The organism is Mucilaginibacter sp. GW821-FHT07H05 (assembly GCF_059418485.1).
In genome coordinates this window covers 14,636-35,157 of sequence record NZ_JBWKPY010000008.1, presented here as the reverse complement: position 1 = coordinate 35,157, position 20,522 = coordinate 14,636, and the positions used below count along the sequence as shown (strand labels likewise).

General features: G+C 45.4%; 12 protein-coding genes. 10 read left to right on the top strand and 2 right to left on the bottom strand.

The genetic code is table 11. The features are described 5' to 3' along the window. Positions 1–7 precede the first annotated feature (7 nt). Positions 8–3,325 carry a hypothetical protein gene (locus tag AC07M6_RS20340; RefSeq protein ID WP_494892636.1) on the bottom strand — a complete coding sequence of 1,106 codons (3,318 nt, stop codon included), beginning with the start codon at positions 3,323–3,325 and terminating at the stop codon, positions 8–10. A 371-nt stretch (positions 3,326–3,696) separates the two neighbouring features. On the opposite strand from AC07M6_RS20340, the gene AC07M6_RS20335 reads away from it, so the two are divergent. Continuing rightward, entirely contained in the window at positions 3,697–4,728 is a 1,032-nt protein-coding gene (locus AC07M6_RS20335) for an alpha/beta hydrolase family protein (RefSeq protein ID WP_494892634.1), read from the top strand. A gap of 23 nt (positions 4,729–4,751) precedes the next feature. Here AC07M6_RS20335 and AC07M6_RS20330 read toward each other — a convergent pair whose 3' ends face one another. Beyond that, positions 4,752–6,365: a Na+/H+ antiporter gene (locus tag AC07M6_RS20330; protein ID WP_494892632.1), complete on the bottom strand. Its 1,614-nt coding sequence runs from the start codon at positions 6,363–6,365 to the stop codon at positions 4,752–4,754. Between the two features lie 244 nt (positions 6,366–6,609). Between AC07M6_RS20330 and AC07M6_RS20325 the strand changes: the two genes are divergently transcribed. The 9 genes from AC07M6_RS20325 (at position 6,610) to AC07M6_RS20285 (ending at position 20,346) form a co-directional block, all read left to right on the top strand. After that, positions 6,610–9,081 (top strand): TonB-dependent siderophore receptor, encoded by a 2,472-nt coding sequence (locus AC07M6_RS20325; protein WP_494892630.1) that lies wholly within the window; start codon positions 6,610–6,612, stop codon positions 9,079–9,081. A gap of 267 nt (positions 9,082–9,348) precedes the next feature. Beyond that, the gene (locus AC07M6_RS20320; protein WP_494892628.1) at positions 9,349–10,521 is read left to right on the top strand and encodes an alpha/beta hydrolase-fold protein; all 1,173 of its coding nucleotides are present in this window, start codon (positions 9,349–9,351) and stop codon (positions 10,519–10,521) included. 153 nt (positions 10,522–10,674) lie between these two features. Beyond that, a complete protein-coding gene (locus AC07M6_RS20315; RefSeq protein WP_494892626.1) occupies positions 10,675–13,476 on the top strand; it encodes an outer membrane beta-barrel protein in 2,802 nt (933 codons plus the stop codon). 5 nt (positions 13,477–13,481) lie between these two features. Next, a complete protein-coding gene (locus AC07M6_RS20310; protein WP_494892624.1) occupies positions 13,482–14,258 on the top strand; it encodes a GLPGLI family protein in 777 nt (258 codons plus the stop codon). A gap of 35 nt (positions 14,259–14,293) precedes the next feature. Then, on the top strand, positions 14,294–14,707 hold the full coding sequence (locus tag AC07M6_RS20305) for a BlaI/MecI/CopY family transcriptional regulator (RefSeq protein WP_494892622.1): 414 nt from the start codon (positions 14,294–14,296) through the stop codon (positions 14,705–14,707). Beyond that, complete coding sequence (locus AC07M6_RS20300; RefSeq protein WP_494892620.1) at positions 14,707–16,581, top strand: M56 family metallopeptidase; 1,875 nt, start codon at positions 14,707–14,709, stop codon at positions 16,579–16,581. Before AC07M6_RS20305 ends, AC07M6_RS20300 begins: the two co-directional genes overlap by 1 nt. A 655-nt stretch (positions 16,582–17,236) precedes the next feature. Next, on the top strand, positions 17,237–17,401 hold the full coding sequence (locus tag AC07M6_RS20295) for a hypothetical protein (protein WP_494892619.1): 165 nt from the start codon (positions 17,237–17,239) through the stop codon (positions 17,399–17,401). Positions 17,402–17,478: 77 nt separating this feature from the next. Continuing rightward, entirely contained in the window at positions 17,479–18,075 is a 597-nt protein-coding gene (locus AC07M6_RS20290; RefSeq protein ID WP_494892618.1) for a TlpA family protein disulfide reductase, read from the top strand. A 21-nt stretch (positions 18,076–18,096) separates the two neighbouring features. Then, a complete protein-coding gene (locus tag AC07M6_RS20285; protein WP_494892616.1) occupies positions 18,097–20,346 on the top strand; it encodes a response regulator in 2,250 nt (749 codons plus the stop codon). The last annotated feature ends 176 nt before the right edge of the window (positions 20,347–20,522 follow it).

The following is a 20,522-nucleotide window of genomic DNA, read 5'->3' as shown; positions in this document are numbered from 1 at the left end:
GACAGGTTTAATGGGCATAATTGTAGTTATTATATTTAAGGATGTTACCGTACTGATCTTTAATACAGGCCAGGCGGTTTTGCAGGTCGTACTCGTAATAGGAGGTGATGCCTTTGGCGTCGATGGTACTGCTTACGCCAATACCCGGCAAATAAGTATAGGTGCTCAGCTGCGCGTCGACCGGGTAAATGCGGATATCATCGTAGGCCGTGCCCCCGCTTAAGGCGTACGAGCTGCCGGTATAGGCTACCTCGCCCGAGTATTGCCACGATGTGCCGCTTTTATACCAATAACTAATCACATAGGCCCGGCTGTTGGGCCGTGTCCAGCTGACGGTATAGGACGATCCGCTGTAATACCGCTTACCCGTATGCGCCGCGCCACTGGTAAACGAGGTATTATCTTCAAAATTCTGCGTGTAAAACTCGGTGACGGCCGCGTTCCTGCATTCGGCAATGGGATAATTATTCTCGCCGGCATCCAAACCGCTGGCGGCGGGATAGCCATATTGGTAGGCTACCGTAATGCCGCCGGTGAGCTGCTGCGCGGTAATTTTGGCGTCGGTATCGTAATAATAGGTTACCCGCTGTTTGTAGTTATTATCGCTGAGCAGCGTATTATACTTGCCGCTGGTCTTCGTCTCGCTGTTAGCCGCGCTTAGCCCGGCCGTGCTTTCCAGGGCGTAAATTTTTACCGGCTTATACATCAGCGAATCATACTTGGTTACCGTACCGCCAATCAGGATAGAATCCGTAGCCGACCGCTTCTGCCAGATCTGCTTCTCAATGACAGGGCCCACCACATTGGCCGCTACCAGGTTACCGGTAATGCCCGGTGTATAATCTTCCGGGTATTTCAACTTTTGCGTGGTCGTCCGCCCGTCCGAACCGGTCTGCTGCACCAATGCCAGGTTATGGGTAGCCAGGCTATACTGGTTACGGGTTTTAGTAGTCAGCGTATCGTTATTATAAATAGTCTCGGTGGTGCCCGCCAGGTTCTTCCATTCCGAAAAAAGGGTATAGACGTCCGCGCTGTACGTGTTGATGGCAGCACCTCCTGGTCCGTCCAATTCAGAAATAGTTACGTAAGGCTTAACCCCAAAAAGGATAGTATCGATACGAGTCTCGTAATCATAAAATTTAGAACTGAGCAGCGAATAGCCGCCACTGGTCTTTTTGTAGTGTAGTTCCTCGGCCGGCTCAACCCCCAGGTTATTGCCCCCCTGTTCCAAACAGGCAAAGTAATATACCGACCGGCTGACATTGACCGTATCGCTGCCGGTATCCTCCGTCACTTTCGAATAAAAATATGGCAGCCCGGGCGTTTCACTTTGTGTCAGGGTAGAGTTATAAGTATAATAGTAATGATCGGTGGTCACAAACGGCATCCCGGGAACATCGTGTACCCTTTCGGTATAAGCCGTTGTCATATAATTGGGCACCGCGCCCCCGCCAAACTCGTATTTATATTTCTTAACAACTGGTGGCCCGGTTACCGGGTTATCCGTAATTGTTTTAATTCTGACACCCGGCCCCGGACGGGTAGCAAGGACATCTGTTTTGGTGTAGAAAGCCGCCCCTCCCTCAACCCGGTTTTCGCTCTTGTCGCAAATCATCTGTAAAATATAATGTCCGGCATCTAAATGCAGGCTATCGGAATGTTCCCCGTTTTCCGAGGTGTTCAGGATTTTGCCGATATAGATCGGGTCAAGCTCATCGTTAAACAAAGTTAATTCGGGGCTAACATTCTCTTTAAGATCGCCGTTAGGGCTTGTTCTATCTGTCCACTTCCCTATGCGCTGCCACAGTATGTGTACCCACTGAGCATCATTGATATTGAACGATACCGTATCAGTCATTTCGTTTACGGTGGTAGTATCTCCACGATATAGTTGCAGATTGGCTCCCTTTGGCTCCCTTACATAATCGCCGGTATTCATCAGGTTGTTCTCATATTCAAACCCGGTATTGCCGCCGGTAGGGTAGGTTACCTTTTTCAAGGATCCCAGTACAGCATTAAAGAAAGAGGGCTCGCGGTTGGCCCCGCCCGGATAAATGGTGTTAGGCATTAAGGTTGAACCGCCTCCACCGTTATAATAATTATAATGATCTACCCCGTTGGAATAAGAAAACCTGTCCGGCAAGCCGCCTTCCTCATAATAATCAAAATAATGTGTCAGCGAGTCGGGCAGACTGCCATCATTCGCGCTTCCGCCAATTTCACTTACAGATGACAGTTTCAAATACTTACCACTAGGAGATGCAGGGGCCTCTGGATTGAAGTAGCTATGGTTAAGATGGAAACGCTTGGTAAACCCGCCGCCATTGGCCATGATATCGATACTGGATAAGGCATAGATGCCATTGGTAGAGAATGCCGCGACATCCTGCCGCGCTGAAGATTCAGCATTAAACTGCACATTGTACTTGGCTGATTGTATACTGGTTAGCCTTTTGCTTTGCACCCAGGTAGGCATAGTTACCTGCAGGGGCTTTAGACTTCCGTAACCGGCTACCCCGATACCTATGTTTTTTACAAGCGTCTGACTCCATGCCCCGGGCTGCGAAAGCTTGCCCTCATCGGTATACGTTAAGGTGATCTTTTCGGTCTGGGCCGCGTTGGTGACGCTGGTTAAATACCAGGCCGAGGTAAACGAAGGGATGAACCCTGTGCCAGAACTCGATTTGGTTTGTGTGGTTTCTGATTCTGTAAAGGCGTATACGGTGCCATCTTCGGTGGTGATATTAAACCCCATACCGTTATCAGCGATCTTCAGTTTTTGAAGCGGAAATAGCACGTAACGGTTCTTAACCCGCGCGAATTTTCCTGAATGCCCCGCAAAATTAAAGCTGTACATATCCGGCTCGGCATCATAGGTACGGTTCATAACATCCGTTAAATAGGTGTTATCGTCTGTTACGTAAGCATTGGTATACTTGGCGGCGCTGTTTTCATAAGCATACGCATTACTGGTGTTGTACTCATCATCTTTGCCATGCACACTGTGCGTAATAACCCCGCCAGCCTGTAACGACCAGCCCAGGCCTATCCAGCTGATCTGTTCGGCAGGTTTCAGGCCATTATAATTATAAGTAAGACTGATGGGCAGGCTGATATCGCGCCCCTGGACGGTAAAGACAGGGATGCTGACATTGGCCATACCGGTATACATAGTAACCGGGACGTTGCCGTACCTGGAAAGTGCCGCTGCCGTTGGCGAAGGCGGGATAATATCGGCCCTTTTGTAATTGGTGGGGTCCTGCTGGGCAAATGCCTGGAGCAGAAAAACAGATAGCAGGACTGCTAATAGCAATTTCTTGTTCATGTGATAATTGTGAAGGTGGAAGTGGATAGGGTTTACTGCGCGCGTATGTGTGCTATATTTATAAATTGAGCCATAGCCGGATTACGGGAGGGATAGGGGTATTTGCTTCATTTTGACAGGTTGAGGTAGGTGAATACATTAATTAGATGTGATTGCTTTTTTGTGTGAAAAAGGGTTTAAATTTATTCGGATACCGGCGTTTTTTTATCAGCGGCACCGATTGCTAAAATCATGATTTTTGATTAGAATATCAACCCGTGAAAACACGGTATTTGTGGATTTTTCAAATCACGATCTTAAACTTATTGGAGAATTTTTATTGTCACATTTGTAAATTGGAGACGTCTTATCCATTAAGAAAAAATCTGATTATGGGTTATAAATCATTTTACAAATCTGTTAAAATCCCCCTCATATTGGTGCTCCTGTTCATGAGCTTCGGGGCTTCTGCACAAAGCCCATGGGATAATTTTTTTGAACACGATACACTTGTTGACAAGCATTTAGGAACTGTCGTTATCCATGTAAGCAAAACTAATATCAAAGAGAAAAAGCCCTTGCTTGTATATATTGATGGCTCGGGGAATTATCCGTTATTCTATCGCAAAAGTAATGGAAACTACAACACATCCGTGGCATTTGACATTGCCAGATACGCAAAGGAATATACCATCGTTTTAATTAGCAAGCCCGGTATACCTTTCAGCGACAGCCTTAAATACAACTCAGGTAAAGCCTATTATCCATCCAACGAAATATATGAGCGATCTTATAGTTTGCAATGGCGGGCAGGAGCCGCTTCAAAAGCTATTGATTATCTGGTTAAGCGAATTCCGGTCGACTTAAAGCATGTCATTGTAATGGGATACTCGGAAGGATCGCAGGTAGCCCCAAGTGTGGCTGTACTTAATAAAAAGGTTACTCATGTAGTTTGCTTTGTTGGTAACGGGCTTAATCAACTCTATGATTTTATGATCAATACGCGCCTTGATGTGGATAGGAATAATATTACTGCCGAACAAGGTCAAAAAATTGTAGATTCTTTATATAACGAATACGCTAAAATATATGCCAATCCTTTGGCTACCGACAGGAAATGGTTTGGTGCAACCTTTTTAAAGTGGAGCAGTTTTTCGCAAACTACGCCTTTGGAAAACATGCTAAAGCTTAAAATTCCCATACTCTATATTGCCGGAGGCAAAGATAACAACCAAACAATTATAGATATGGATTATGTCAAACTTGAATTTTTAAGAAAAGGAAAAGCGAATTTGACCTACAAGGTTTATCCTAATAGTAATCATGGCTTTCAGGAAACAAATATGAAAGATGGGAAAGAAATTAAAACTGATAGAAGTGATGAGGTAAATCAGTTTGCTATTGATTGGATAAAAGCCAACTGATTATAAAATTACCATCTCATTAGCTAATTAGTTGCCTCAAAATGCTGCCGCAGTTTTTCTTCTTCCAGGTCAAGTAATTCAAATTGTTGTTTTACCAGTTCATCGCTGATGTTCTCTTTTTTATTGAGAGTGAGCAGCAGGGCGCGCTGCTCTTTTAACAGGTGGGCCATAATTTTGCGGTAATCTTTATAAAACGCTTCGGCGCGGGCAACGTTACCATCTTTCTCCCAATCTTTCAGCAGTTCCATATCGGTATTAAAACGCAGTACCAGGCCTTTTACCATATCATTATGTTTAACCGGCTCCTTATAGTTTTCGTGCAGGATCTTCAGCGACAGGTGCGCCAGCTTTTTGCGTACCAGCTGCCTTTGCTGATCCATAGAAAGGGTAAAGTCGGGGTCGGGCATGTTTACCCATCTTATTACTGCCGGCAGGGTTAAGCCCTGCAGTACCAGGGTAACCAGTATCACCGTAAAGGTGATGAATAAGATCATATCCCTGTTGGGAAAGGGTTGACCAGAGTGGAGCGTAAGGGGTATACTCAATGCCGCCGCAAGTGATACTACGCCCCGCATACCTGCCCATCCCAGCATAGTTGGGGCTTTCCAGCCCGGGTGAGGATCGGCAACGGTAATAATTTTGCTCATTACTACGGTAATAACTACCGCGCTGTAGGTGCATAAAAAACGGCCGATAATAAGTACCGCGGTAATGATAAGGCTGTAGGTAATGGCTGGTTTTAATCCGCCGGCGCCCAGGTTTTTGATGATCACCGGGAACTCAAGTCCGATAAGGATAAATACAACACCGTTAAGTACAAAGGCCACCGCTTCCCATACGTTAACACCCTGCAGGCGGCTGCGATGCGATAAAAACTGCTGCCGTCGGGCCGAGAGGAATAAGCCGCCGCTCACCACGGCCAGCACGCCCGAAAAATGGAACTCCTCGGCCAGCATATACATGGTGTAAGGGGTAATAAAGGTAAGCACTACATCCATATTGGTGGTAGTGGGCAGCCAGCGATGGATGGCGTAAAACAACAGCGCTACGGCTATGCCTATCACAATACCCATTACAATTACCAGCACAAAACTGGTAGCAGCCTGCCCAAAAACAAACGAGCCGGTAAGTATGGCTGCCAGGGCAAACCTGAATACCACCAAACTGGAGGCATCGTTCATCAGGCTTTCGCCCTCAACAATGGTGACAAAGCGTTTGGGTACCTTAATGGTTTTTAAAATGGCGCTGGCCGAAACCGCATCGGGCGGTGAAACAATGCCACCCAACAAAAAGCCGGTAGCCAGTGTAAAGCCGGGAATTAACGCGGCCGATACAAAAGCCACCACGCACGATGTTAGGATAACCACCGGGAAGGCAAAACTGCTGATAACCCGGCGCCATTTCCAAAAATCCTTCCACGATGTATTCCAGGCGGCTTCGTAAAGCAGGGGCGGCAAAAAGATCACAAAAATCAATTCGGGCTCGATCTCGATGCCGCGTAAAAACGGCACAAAACCTAAGGGAAGACCAACCAGTACCAGCAAAATAGGGTAGGCGATCCTGATCTTTTGGGCCAGCATAACCACAAAAAGGATGATAACCAGCAAACAGGTATATTGTATTACGGCGTGATGCATGCAACTAAAATACAATAAATACCGGCTATTATTACGGTTTGCTACCCTGTAGTTATCATTTTCTATTCATCAATCTTTAAATAGTTGTACGCTCAATTTAGTTTAATGTGGCTGCCTTTTATTGAAATTCAACAGGTTAAAATAAGTTATTTAAAATTAGTCTAAATAAGATTTGGAACTTAATCCAAGTGTGCTTACTTTCGCCGTTAATTAGAATTAATCTTAATAAAGATAGCAGCAGACTATGAAAAGGCTTTACACAATTTTATTTTTACTCCTGTCCTTTACTTTAACCACCCGGGCAGAAGACATCGAAAAGAATGGCCATATCCGTGGCCATGTAAAAACCAGCGATGGCCAATCCGCCGCATATGTGAGTGTCGGTTTAAAGGGTACCAATAAAGGCACCACTACGGATGATAATGGCAATTATGTGATATCGGGCATTAAACCCGGCGAGTATACCATCAAAGTTTCTTTCGTAGGGTTACAAACGCAGGAAAAAACCGTACAGGTATTATCCGGAAAAGCCACGCAGGTTGATTTCCAGCTAACAGAAAGCGCCAATAAACTCGCGGAAATATCCATCACCGGTAGCAGATCGGCCAATTTAAAGGCAGTATCGGTAGGCAAAAGCGGCATACAGCCTAAAGACCTGCCCCAGGCCGTACAGACATTTAGCAGCGAAGTAATTACCGACCAGCAAGCTAACCGTCTGGCCGATGTAATAAAAAACGTAAATGGTGTTGCCCTGGGCGAGAACCGCGGTTCGGTAGGTGAATCATTCTTTGCGCGTGGTTATACACTTGGCGCCAATAACGTCCTCAAAAATGGCGCGCGTACCACCATCGGCGGATCGCCGGAGGCCAGCACATTAGAGTCGGTTGAGGTGTTAAAAGGCAGCGCCGCATTGCTTTATGGCGGTGTTAGTGGCGGCGCGGTGGTAAACATGATCACCAAAAAGCCAAAATTTAACTACGGCGGCGAGGTAAGCATGCGTGTTGGCAGCTATTCGCAATACAAGCCAACTATCGATCTTTACGGCCCTATCGCTAAAGATATCGCCTTCCGTGTTATCGCGACAAAAGAGAACGCCAAAAGTTTCCGCGATGTGGTAAAGTCTGATCGTTTTTATGTGAACCCGTCTTTCTTATTCAATATCTCTAAAAAAACAGAGTTGATCGTTCAGGGCGATTACCTGAAAAGCAACTATACCCCCGATTTTGGTTTAGGTACGGTAGACGGGAAGATCCCCGACATTGGCCGTAACGCTTTTGTTAATACATCATGGGCTTATAACAATACCAATACCGGCAGCGCCCAGGCCAACTTAACCCACCGTTTTAATGACAATTGGAAACTGAATGTGGTTGGCGCTTTCCAATCATACTCGCGCAATTATTTCGGTGCCGAGCGCCCCCAGCAAACCACTGCAACCCCGCTTGCAGTACGTGCCCTTACCCGGTCAAAAATTCAGGAATATACTTACAACCAGCAGATCACGCTGACCGGCAGCGTGATGACCGGATCCATCAAACATACCTTACTGATTGGTGGGGATGCAGATGAATCGCGCACCAGGACCAATGCCTTTAAATATGGGGATGCGGTTAATTCGCCCACGGCGATGAATGCCGCGCCGGTAAACCTGCTCGACCCATCAACCTATGCTACAAGTTTAGATATCCCTTATACCCGTGTTTACCAAACCACTACAGCGCCAATATACCGCATGGGTGGCTTTGTACAGGACCTGATATCATTAACCGAACAATTTAAAGTATTGGCGGGGATCCGTTATACTTACCAACGGACGCCAAAATCAAGCGCTTATAACCAGGATACAGGCGTAACCACACTGGCTAACACCGGGATAGATGGCTTTAAAATAGACAAGGCTTTTTCGCCTAAATTCGCTTTGATCTATCAGCCGTTGAAAACCACATCGGTTTATGTAAGTTTCGCCAACAATTTTACATCTAACACAGGTATCGACATTAATAATAACCCGATGGGCCCATCTATTATTAAACAATACGAAGCCGGTGTTAAAAATGATTTCCTGGATGGTAAACTAACGGTGAACGTTACAGCTTACAGAATAGACAACAACAGGTTTGCACAAAACGTAGTTTTGCCAGGCCCACCCCCTTCCGTATCAACCCTTTACAGGGAGTTTAGCGGCGCTACAAAAAGTGATGGATTGGAAATTGACGTTACGGGCAAAATTTCAAAAGGATTATACTTCCTGGCTGGTTATAGCTATAACTACTTCCGCTATACCAAAACAGCGCCGGTTGTTGCTACAACGGTTACTAATGCTAACGGTACCACCACCACTACTTACACTGCTGGTATTACCGAAGGCGAACGCATCATCGGCACTACGCCGCATACGGCTAACGGTACCATCTTCTACACCTTCTCCAATGGAACGGTAAAGGGCTTAAAATTGGGTGCATCTGCCTATTATACCGGCAGGCGCAATATGGGCTTCAACACCCTTAAACCACCGGCTGCTTCACGTGGTATCCCGGTTAATGTTGCTGCTTACACCACCGTCGATCTTTCGGCAGGTTATACCTACAAAAAGGTATCATTGCTGGCCAAACTATCAAACATCACCGACGAACTTAACTATACCGTTCACGAGAATTATAGCGTAAACCCTATACCTCCGCGTATGTTCAGCACTACTGTAGCTTATAAGTTTTAACAATACAAGCGTTAGCAAACAGCCCCGGATCGATAGATCAGGGGCTGTTTGCTTTTATATCTGCTTACTTTTTATTGACCCCAAAGGTGGTCATTTTTTTCACCTTGCCGCCGGTTAGCCTTCAGCGAAAGCGGCTCATAAATTACGTTAAGCTTGCCATGGTTTACGGAGAAATAATTCCATAAAAATTTTTCCGTTTGTAACGGCGGGGATTTTCAGTAGTCTGACGTATACTTGAATAATATAAAATATACTGAAATATCATCTATGTCTGCATCTATAAAAACACCCCTGCTTACGCTCATCGGCCTGGTGGCCTTCATCTTCAATTGCCGCGGTCAAAGCCTGGAAAGATACCGCATCTTAAAGGATACAACCTATCTTACTAAAAACCTGGGCTATAAAAAACACTTACAGATAACCGTACCGGTAGAGTATCAGGAAAACCTGCCGCAAAGCTTCCCGCTCATCGTAGTTTTCGATATGCAAAATCAACGGCAGTATCAATACATCTTAAAGGCTATCGATTATCTGACGGCCAACGAGCAAATGCCATCGGCTGTTATTGTAGGTGTAGAGGCCGGCCGGGGCAGCAACCGCTACCGCGAAACACAATTTAAGATCAGTGATACATCGGGCATGGGCGAAAAGAACGAAGCTTATATTTTTAACGAACTGATCCCCATGCTGCGCGGCAGTTTTAAAGCAAGCCCGTTCACCATGCTGATAGGGCACTCGCGGTATGGCTTTTTTACTACTTACCTGCTGGCTAAGCATGCGCAGGAATTAAATGCGGTGGTTTCCATCAGTCCGTTTATAGAGCAGTCCCCGCTTAATTTGGCCGTTTTGCTTCCGCAGGCAATAAAAAATACCGGGTTAAACCACATGCTTTACTACCGCTATGCCATGGGGAATGATTATCCCCAGGATTATAAAAAGTTGACCGCGGCGCTTAAAGCGCCGGGTTTTAAGTCTGATAATTTTAACGCGGATGGCTGGTGGTTTCCGCAAGCCGACCATAACACTACCCCTGCTTTAACCATTAGCAGGTCGCTGTACGAGGTTTTTGAGTATTGGTATAGCTGCCAGAACCAATACATTGGCGAGCAAAATAAAAGCGTCGGGATTATTGATGAGCTGAAGCAAAAAATCAAAACGCATTATGGTACATCGTTATCCTTTTCGTTAGGGATATTAAATGGCAAGGGTTATGCCTTTTATAATAAAAATGATTATGCTAATGCCCTGTTAGCCTGGCAACAATTGGTTAAGCAATACCCTAACTTTGTACAGGGTTATCTCAATATAGCCAAATGCCAAAAGGCTTTAAAGCAATCAACCGAACAAACCATAAAAGATTTTAAAGCAAACCTGCAGCAATCGTCCATATTTACGGCCGAACAAAAAGCGGGCTTGTTAAAAGAAGCAACGGATTTGTAGGGTAAAGCCCACACCTGGAAAAACAAATCTTTTTTAGCTGAATGATCAAACATAAGAAAAATTTCTTAATTTTATTGATCTGATTATCAGTGTGTTATTTCAGGTTGGCTGAAAATCGTTTTGAACATAAGAAACTATTCTTATGTTTGATTCATGAAACCATTTCACCATTTCAGGGCGGGTTTAATCGCAGCGATAATTTTCGGCCTGGGCGTTTGCGGGGCATTTGCACAGCAGGGGCATAGCATCAGGGGCTCGGTAATTGATACGGCAATAAAAACCAGGTTGCTGAACACCACCATCTATGTATTAAACGCCAGGGACTCGATGTTATGCCAGTTTGCCTATGCCAACCAGGATGGAACATTTGTGATGGACGGCCTTACGGCGGGCAAGTATATCCTGCTGGCCACCTATCCGGATTATGCAGATTATGCCGAGCCGTTTTACCTGGATGAAGCACATCCGTCGCACGATTTCGGGGCTATCAATATGCAGCTTAAAGCACGGTTGCTGCACGAGGTAATTATTAAAGGGGCGGTTACCGCTATTAAAATAAAAGGCGATACAACAGAGTTTAACGCCAAAGCCTATGTGATACAGCCCAATGATAAAGTGGAAGACCTGCTCAAGCAGTTCCCGGGGATACAGGTAGATAAAAACGGCGCGATAACAGCGAACGGAGAAAAGGTAACAAAGGTATTGCTGGACGGCGAAGAGTTTTTTGGAGATGACCCTACTTTGGTAACCAAAAATATCCGGGCGGATATGGTGGATAAGGTACAGTTGTACGACAAAAAAAGCGATCAGGCTACCTTTACAGGGATTGACGATGGCGTGAAGATAAAGACCCTTAACGTTAAGCTAAGGGAGGACAAAAACCGGGGTGCATTTGGCAAAATGGAAGCGGGTGCCGGTAACCGGGATTTTTACCAGGCGCAGGCTTTATACAACCACTTTAAACCCGGGGAAAAGTATGCCGCGTACGGTACCGCCGCCAATACCGGGAAAATCAGCATTGGCCAGGCTGATAACAGCAGACTGGGCGCAGGCGGTAACAGTGCGCAGTTGGGCGATGTGGTTATCATGCCTTTAGCCGGCACTGATGATCAGGACGGATTTAATGGCGTTTATAACGACAGGGGATTGCCTGTTGCCCGTACAGGCGGTTTGCATTACGATAGCAAGTGGAAGGGCGGTAAAGAAATACTGAATGCCAATTACAAAACAGGGTACTTAGACATCAACGGCATCAATACGGTTATATCCGAACAAAGTTTGCCATCGGGCATACTTAACAGCAATACCAACCGCAATTTCGATAATTCGGCTTTCAGGCAAAAACTGGATGCTGCTTACCAGTTTAATCTTGATTCATCATCCAATATCAAAATAACTGCCGATGGGACGCTGAAAAACACGCAGTCTAAAAACAATTACCTAACCAATACAACACAGGCCGGCAACCTGCTTAACCGCAATGTGCAAAGCCAGCGTAATAATACCGATCTGGATATATTCAACGCCAGCGCGTTTTATACCAAAAAATTTAAACGGTCGGGGCGCACCTTATCGTGGCTGCTGAGCGGGGCTTATAACCGTAATCAAACTACCGGCTATCAAAATTCGGCTTTAGATTTTTATAACGCATCCGGAACTAAAGACAGCACGCGGCTGATAGATCAGTACAAAACAACCGACCTGGGTATTTCGGTACTGAGCAGTAATATCACGTATTCAGAACCATTGTCGAAACGGTTTGCGCTGGTATCCAATTATGGTATTGGCATCAACAACAGCAGTGCAGACCGCGCAACGTTTAATGCGTCGGCGCCGGGCAGGTACGACAGGTTGGATACATTATACAGCAACAACTACCAGTTTAACCAGCTAACAAACCAGCTTGGCGCGGTATTTAATTACCACTATAATAAAACGGTGTTGAATTTTGGCACAAAGGTTTCGCTTGTTGATTTTGAGCAAACCAATGTGGATACCAAAAGTATTTACCGCCGCAATTTTATGAAATGGATGCCGCAGGTAAGCTATGTTTACCGCATATCGCAGCAAAAAAGCTTTACCTTTAATTATAACGGCAGTACCATACAGCCAACTATAGACCAGGTGCAGCCGGTTAAGGTAAATAACGACCCGCTTAACATCGTGTTGGGTAACCCCGATCTGCAGCCATCCTTCAGTCACCGTTTTAGCTTTCGTTACCGTTTTGCCCAGCCATTCAGCGGAACGAGCTTGAATTTAAGCGGCTCATACCGGTTTACCCCGGATGCTATTGTAAATAGTATTGCAACCGACGCTGCCGGTAAAAATACCTTCCGGTTTGTAAACCTCCAGGGGCAAACGCCGTATAATTATTCGTTTTCTACCGACTTTGGATTTGCCATAAAACCAGCAGATCTGAATGCCGAAATTGAGCTGTTTACCACGGCTAACCGCGCTTATAATTACAGTAATAATGTACTGATAACATCAAACAGCAATAGCTACTGGGCTTCATTGCAATTGCGGAAAGACAAGTTAAAAAAATACAGTCTTTCGGCAGTAGTGGCTCCAAATTATACCGTTAATACGTTTTCGTCACAGCAGCGGAACAATAATGCCGCGGGCCTTTATTCGGATGGTTCGGCAACTATCTTTTTACCTGAGAGGTTCCAGTTTGCAACCAGCGTTTCCTATAACTATACGGCGGCTACCCAAAACCTGGAAGCCCAGTACCGCACCAGCCTAAATGCATTTGTATCAAAAGCGTTTTTGAAAAGCGATGCCCTGAAACTATCCTTCATCGTAAATAACCTGCTGAACCAGAATATGAATTTAAACCGCAGCGTTAGCGCTAACGCCATTACGCAAAGCAGCTATAACAGTATAGGCAGGTATTTCTTTCTGTCGTTAAGCTGGGACTTTAGCAAGTTTGGTACTAACCCCGTTAAAAATTAAAATCAATGAAACACTTAGCATTTTTGTTTTGCTTATGCTTAGGCAGTCAACACGTACTGGCCCAGCAAGCCCGCTTTACCATTAGCGGAACTATAGAGTTTGAAAAAACAGTGAATATGTACGCGCTGATTAAAAAAGGGCAGATAGTGGGTAAAAACGCAGCGGCGAATAAGCAGCAATTGTTTGAAGAATACCAAATAGGGCATCCGCAGTTTAAAGTGTTAAAAAGTACGCTTGTGTTTAGCAACAACAAAACTTTGTTTACCCCGGTAGATCGGGAATCATCAACAGGGGCGGCTTTTTCTGTACCGATGGCATCGCAAAATAATGTGGTTTATTGCGACCGGGCAAACAGCACCACTATGATGCAAAAAACTGTTTTTGGCGAGAATTTTTTACTGGCTGATAGCACCCGGAAAATAAAATGGAAAATAACCGATGAAACCCGGGAAGTTGCGGGCTATACCTGCCGCAGGGCTAATGCCATTGTAATGGATTCTATTTATGTGGTAGCTTTTTTTGCAGAAAAGATCCATATCTCCGGCGGGCCCGAAAGCTTTGGAGGCCTGCCCGGTATGATATTGGAACTGGCTTTACCGCATGAAAATGTGATATGGCGGGCAGTTAAAGTAAGCGATATGGCCATACCGGTAAACACCGTATCACCGCCAAAAGATGGCAAAACAACCGACCTGAAATCCCTGACCGGCCAGATTAAGGATCTTGTTAAAAACCGGGTACCGCGCGAAGCTAATTTAGTGATGAAGATAAATCTGCTATAATTGCTTGCATAAGAAATATTTCTTATACTTGTTTTATGAAATTGCCAAAGAAAGAAAAAGCCGCCTCGGCCGAGCCCACCAAATCAGAACTGGAAATATTGCAGGTGCTTTGGAAGGCAGGCCCGTCGACAGCGCGTTTTGTAAATGATGAGCTGAATGCCCAAACGCGCGAGGTGATCTATATGTCGACCTTAAAGCTGATGCAGATTATGGTGGAAAAAGGCTTGCTGAAAAAAGACGAAAGCCAGATGAAGCATATTTATTGGGCGGCGGTAGAAGAAGGCAAAACAAAAGGTTTTTTGCTGGATAAGGTAGTGGATACTTTGTTCAACGGATCGGCAAGCAGTTTAATGATGCAGCTGCTGGGCAACCAAAAGCTATCGGCACAGGAAATGGACGAGTATAAAGCGCTGATCAAAAAAATAGACCAAAAAAAATCTGACGAGTAATGAAAACACTGCTTTTTAACCAATGGTTTACCGACAGGGAGATTAAAGCGATTTGCTGGACGCTGATCCATTCGCTTTGGCTGGGGCTGGTTATTGCCGCCTTGGCGGGAATAATTATCGCCTGTACACGCAGGGCTACGCCGCTTTTGCGTTACCGGTTATTGTGCGGCTTACTGGTTGTATTTGTGTGCAGTGTAGGTTACACCCTGTATTACGAGGCTGGTATTACTTATACACAACAAAAGGCAGCCGGTACTGCAACATTGGTTAAAGATATTTCACCGGCACAAGCGGTGTTTAACAGCAATGCAACATATACCTTTCAAACCGGGTTACTCAATAATGCTGTGGGTTTTATTACCCGGGCATCCGGCTGGATCTTCGGGATCTGGCTAACCTGCTTTATTTACAAAAGCCTGAGGTTGATGAGCGGTGTTTTTTACATTAGCCGCATTCGCAAACATAAAATACACCAGATCAGCGACGAATGGAAAGATAAGGTTGCCGCTTTTAGCCAAAGCTTAGGGATCCGTAAAAAAATCACCCTGTTACAATCAGAACTGGTAAAGGTGCCGGTAACCGTAGGCTTATTTAAACCGGTTATTTTGCTGCCCATCGGGATGATATTTCAGTTAACTACCGGTCAGGTTGATACCATTTTACTGCACGAACTGGCGCACATTTACAGGCGCGATTATTTGGTTAATATTTTACAAAGCGTGGTTGAGGCTGTTTTCTTTTTCAATCCCGCGGTGCTGTGGCTATCGGCCCTTATCCGCGAGGAAAGGGAAGCCTGCTGCGATGATATGGTATTGGATAATATTAGTCACAAGGGGAGTTACCTTGAAGCGCTGCTGGCCTTTCAGGATCATAAAAATATACCTGCCGGCTTAGCCATGGCTTTAAGCTTCAGAAAGAACCAATTAATGGACCGCCTGAAACGCATGGTGAACCAGGAAAATAAAAGGCTGACGATGATGGAAATAATGGTGCTTTTATTGGGGATGGTATTTCTTTCGGCCTTTACTTTTATTCCACAGGTAAAATCGGGCGTAAAAAATACAGTGGTACAGCTAAAAAATGTGGTTTCGCACACTTTGCCAACAACGCGGGCACAGCAAAAATATGTGCAGGTTATGCCGCCGGCAGCTATTAAAAATAATACAGTAACGCCCCTGCCTGCAGATAACGAAACACCCGATACGGCCACAGATACTACCCTGCGCTTTACCAGGATACAGTTTAACCATACCAATGAAGATAAAGCCAACCGGGAGATGGATGTAACCGATAACAAGGGCAATCATTACCATATCATTATCGCGGCCAATAAACTAACCACGCTGGCTATAAACGATAAGCCGGTTGATGAGGCGCAACTGGAAACTTACCAATGGCTGATACAACAGATAGACGCGGCGCTTGGCGGTAAAGTACATAAGCCGCATACCACAATAGTTGCCAGCAACCCCAGGCCCGAAAAGCATTTCAATAAAAAGATGCAGCATGATTCGGCCATGGCGGCTTCGTTGCCCGTCCCGAAAAAACGGGTAAAAGAGCCCCGAAATGATACCACTTTAAGATATACCGAATCCAAACCAAAGAAAAGGGGGGCGCAGGTTGATATTTCCCGTGACCGGGCACGTGTGCATGCAGTAATTGAGGAACTGGTGCGCGAAAAGGTAGTACCCGGTATTGCCGATGTGGAATCATTCGGGTTGAGCGATACAGAACTGATTGTAAACGGCAAAAAACAACCTGAAGCATTGCAAAAAAGGCTGATGGAAACTTATGGTATTAAACACAGTTATGGCTTATTTTACGGCCCTAATGTGACAGGGAAGGGTGTGATTATGGATAAAAGGGATCTGTAGGGTGCCTGTATCTTTAAATTCAGCGCTTATCCATAACGTTTAACAGTAATGTCCTCGCTAACAGCCAATATTATTATTTAAGCGGTTTGTCCCTGCCCGCAACCGTGTGCCCATACCTTTTTCATGCCCCGGAGGGGCTACCTGTTTGTAGGTATTTGATCGAAGAAAACGTCACAGCTCCGTAGGTGCTGCCCTCAATTGCAAATCGAATCATACATTTCGATATGGGGTAGCCTCTCCGAGGCATTTTCGTTTTTTTTACTTGCTACAAACAGGTAGCCCCTCCGGGGCATCGAACTTTTATTAATCATAAAGAGATGTGGATACACGGTAGCTTGCTCCAATAGGAGCAAAAGCTTTGTAAAAAAGGATCAATCCATGTTAAAGTGCCGTCGGTACTCAACAATAGGGGTTCAACACCTACCGGCGTTGTTCGTATTTTTGTTATTTGTTCTACAAAGCTTTAAACTCTCCGAAGTTCTGCTCATCTTAATTTAATGATAGACTGGGGTGCATCTTCACCATTTCATCACATCAACAGTCAAAAATCTTCCTTTTAAACGTAAAAATTCACTTTTCTGAAAATGAATGCTGCCTTACAGATGGCGCGGCTGTTCGGTTTTTGAAATTATTTAGTAAATTTAAGCGATCAAAAATGAATAGGGATAAGATCAGGCCGGAATGGGTACCTTCAGGGTATAAAGAAATGGTAGAAGCGGAGAAAGCCGGTATCATTAAAACCGAAGGGGCAAAATATCCGCTTTACAATCGCACAGGTGCTGGTAATCAGCACGCTTTTAAGCGGAAAAAGGTTAACTGATTTTCGCGGATCAGGGTGCCGAAAAATGCGAATATGGAACTTTCCGGCGCGATATTACGTAAACAAACAATAACAGCATGAAGAAGGCAATAGTGATGACCTGGCTGCTGCTACTGCTTCTGGCAGTAGGGGCATTGTTTTGGTATAACGATTGGGTATACCAGTTGCCTACACCTGTGCCCGAAAATTATCAGCCCGTGAAACCCGGCAAGGTGATTAAGTTAAGTAAGGAATTGCAATCGTATAACAACAAGCCTGTCTTCCTGCATTTTTTTAACCCCGATTGCCCTTGTTCGCGGTTTAATATGGCTCATTTTAAATCGCTGGTACATCAATACGGCAACCAGGTAAATTTCGTTATCGTTGTGATGAGCGCTAAACCTTTTACAGTTGAAACGATCCAGGATAAATTCGATATCCGTTTGCCGGTTTTGTTTGATCCGTCGCTGGCTGTTTCGTGCGGGGTTTATTCTACACCCCAGGCCGTACTGCTTGACGGGCAGCACCGCTTATATTACCGCGGCAATTATAACAGCAGCCGTTATTGTACAGATGAAAAAACCAGTTATGCCAAAATAGCGCTTACCGGTTTCCTGCACAACCAAACACAACTGACTTTCAGTCAACTGGCCCTTACCTCTTATGGTTGCCGTTTGCCCGATTGCAAAAATTAAATATGCTTATTAAAAAATATAATGGATCATCAGCTTATCGTACCGGGTAACCCTGCAAGTTTCTTTCTGTTTGGAGTTAAGAAAAGATCAGACCGGTTAATGAATTACTTCCTGGCTGGGTACTTTGTAGTAGGGTTGGTGTTCGCCCTGTTTTATGATACCTGGCTTATCGCCTTTGGCATAGGGGGTATTTCGCTGCTGGCTTACTACTCTGTTAAAAAAGCCCTGCCCGATTCTGATTTATATCAATATGTATTAAGCGCTGTGCTGGGCATTTTTATGGCGCAGTATATTTACCAGATGCATGGCTTGTTTGAAATGCACTTTTTCGCCTTTATTGGCAGCGCCCTGCTCATCACCTACCAAAAATGGAAACTGCAGATCCCTATTATGCTGGTGGTACTTATTCATCATGCTTTGTTTGGCTACCTGCAAAATAGCGGCTCCACAACCATATATTTTACCCGGCTCGATTATTTTGACCTGCAAACCTTTGTGATCCACATCCTGCTGGCGGCGGTCATCTTTTTCATTTGCGGCCTGTGGGGCTACCTGTTAGAGAAATATAACGAGCTGCAGGTTAACCAGACCCTGCAAATGGCAGAACTGCAAAAAGAAGCCCAGTTATCGCAGGAAAGGAAACGGAACGAGGAAGTGCTGGAAAAAGCTAACGAGCAACTCAGGACCTCTAACCTTGAACTGGAAAAGGCCCGGCACGATGCGGTGCAGGCCAATCAGGCCAAAAGTATCTTCCTGGCTACCATGAGTCATGAGATCCGCACGCCAATGAACGGGGTGATAGGGATGGCCGCCCTGCTGCGGGAAACCCATTTAACCGATGAGCAGCTGATGTTTACCGAAACGATTACAACCTGCGGCGATACGCTGCTGAATGTGATCAACGATATCCTTGATTTTTCTAAAATAGAATCGGGCAGTATGGAACTGGAAAGCGAGGATTTTAACCTGCGCCAGTGTATTGAAGATGTATTGGATATTTTTGGTACACGTGCCGCCGAGCGTAAGCTGGACCTGATTTACCAGATTGATGAAGATGTACCCCTGCAAATTGTAGGCGACCATTTGCGGCTGCGGCAGGTTTTGATTAACCTGGTAGGTAACGCCATGAAGTTTACCGAACGCGGAGAAGTATGTGTTTGCGTGCATGTGGAAAAGAATGAGCAGGATGATTTGTTAGAACTAAAATTTGATGTGCGCGATACCGGGATAGGTATACCGGCGGATAAACTGGGCAGGTTGTTTAAGGCCTTCTCCCAGGTAGATTCTTCAACTACCCGCAAATATGGCGGTACCGGGCTGGGCCTGGCTATCTCCGAAAAACTGGTTAGATTGATGGGCGGCGAGATCAGCGTTACCAGCGAGCCGGCATTGGGTTCAACCTTTTCATTTACGGTGAGCACCCAAACCGGGACCAAGATATTAGTGCCTTATACGTATTACAGTATGAGCGAGCAGGAAGGCAAGAAGATCATGATCGTTGATGATAATGCTACAAACCTGACTATTTTAAAGCGCCAGTTTGAGTACTGGAAGTTACAGCCGGTATTAGCCAAAACCGGCGAGGAAGCGCTGGGGATCCTGTCTGCCGATCCGGCTATCGACCTGGTGATCACCGATATGCAGATGCCCGGAATGGATGGGATGATGCTGGCCCGGCATATCCGCGAGCGGCACCCGCAGATCCCTGTTATGCTGCTCAGCTCCATAGGCGAAGAGTTTAAAGATCATGAACGCGAGCTTTTTGTATCGGTTATGACCAAACCCATCAGGCAGCATGTGCTTAGCAAACAGATCCTGAACGCGCTGCAACAGCACATGCCTGCCGCACCGGAAGGGGTGGTGAAGAAAAAACTGTCGGTTGATTTTAGTGAAAAATATCCATACATTTTGCTGGTAGCAGAAGATAACCTGATGAACCAGCATGTGATTGTACATATCCTGCATAAGCTGGGTTACCAGCCGGATGTGGTGAAAAATGGACGCGAGGCGCTGGAAGCAGCCAATCAAAAAGATTACGGCCTGATCCTGATGGATATGCAAATGCCGGTAATGGATGGACTGGAAGCAACCCAACTGATCAGGAAAACGCTGGTAAAGCAGCCGGTTATCATTGCCCTTACCGCCAATACTATGGAAGGCGATGAACAAGCATGCCTGGAGGCGGGGATGGATGATTATATCGGTAAGCCTATTCAACTGGAAGAACTGATGGGCAAGTTCGAGAAATGGTCGGACCGGGGCACGCCGTAAATCAGGTTAAATAATTGATTATCCGGCAGCCATGACGGTATACAAGAACAATCCACAGCCGGTAACTTAACATTTGTGGGTAATAATTATTTCAAAATAATATCATTAGCACATTTATATTGCCAATTCAGCAAAAAGAAGTATGTACCAACAAACTGACGGCTCTTACGTATAAC

What these genes read in the sequence shown, in the direction of transcription:
- AC07M6_RS20320 (WP_494892628.1), top strand. Translation starts at nt 9,349, where the DNA reads ATGTCTGCATCTATAAAAACACCCCTGCTTACGCTCATCGGCCTGGTG.
- AC07M6_RS20300 (WP_494892620.1), top strand. Translation starts at nt 14,707, where the DNA reads ATGAAAACACTGCTTTTTAACCAATGGTTTACCGACAGGGAGATTAAA.
- AC07M6_RS20310 (WP_494892624.1), top strand. Translation starts at nt 13,482, where the DNA reads ATGAAACACTTAGCATTTTTGTTTTGCTTATGCTTAGGCAGTCAACAC.
- AC07M6_RS20305 (WP_494892622.1), top strand. Translation starts at nt 14,294, where the DNA reads ATGAAATTGCCAAAGAAAGAAAAAGCCGCCTCGGCCGAGCCCACCAAA.
- AC07M6_RS20285 (WP_494892616.1), top strand. Translation starts at nt 18,097, where the DNA reads ATGGATCATCAGCTTATCGTACCGGGTAACCCTGCAAGTTTCTTTCTG.
- AC07M6_RS20315 (WP_494892626.1), top strand. Translation starts at nt 10,675, where the DNA reads ATGAAACCATTTCACCATTTCAGGGCGGGTTTAATCGCAGCGATAATT.
- AC07M6_RS20340 (WP_494892636.1), bottom strand. Translation starts at nt 3,325, where the DNA reads ATGAACAAGAAATTGCTATTAGCAGTCCTGCTATCTGTTTTTCTGCTC.
- AC07M6_RS20325 (WP_494892630.1), top strand. Translation starts at nt 6,610, where the DNA reads ATGAAAAGGCTTTACACAATTTTATTTTTACTCCTGTCCTTTACTTTA.
- AC07M6_RS20290 (WP_494892618.1), top strand. Translation starts at nt 17,479, where the DNA reads ATGAAGAAGGCAATAGTGATGACCTGGCTGCTGCTACTGCTTCTGGCA.
- AC07M6_RS20335 (WP_494892634.1), top strand. Translation starts at nt 3,697, where the DNA reads ATGGGTTATAAATCATTTTACAAATCTGTTAAAATCCCCCTCATATTG.
- AC07M6_RS20295 (WP_494892619.1), top strand. Translation starts at nt 17,237, where the DNA reads ATGAATAGGGATAAGATCAGGCCGGAATGGGTACCTTCAGGGTATAAA.
- AC07M6_RS20330 (WP_494892632.1), bottom strand. Translation starts at nt 6,365, where the DNA reads ATGCATCACGCCGTAATACAATATACCTGTTTGCTGGTTATCATCCTT.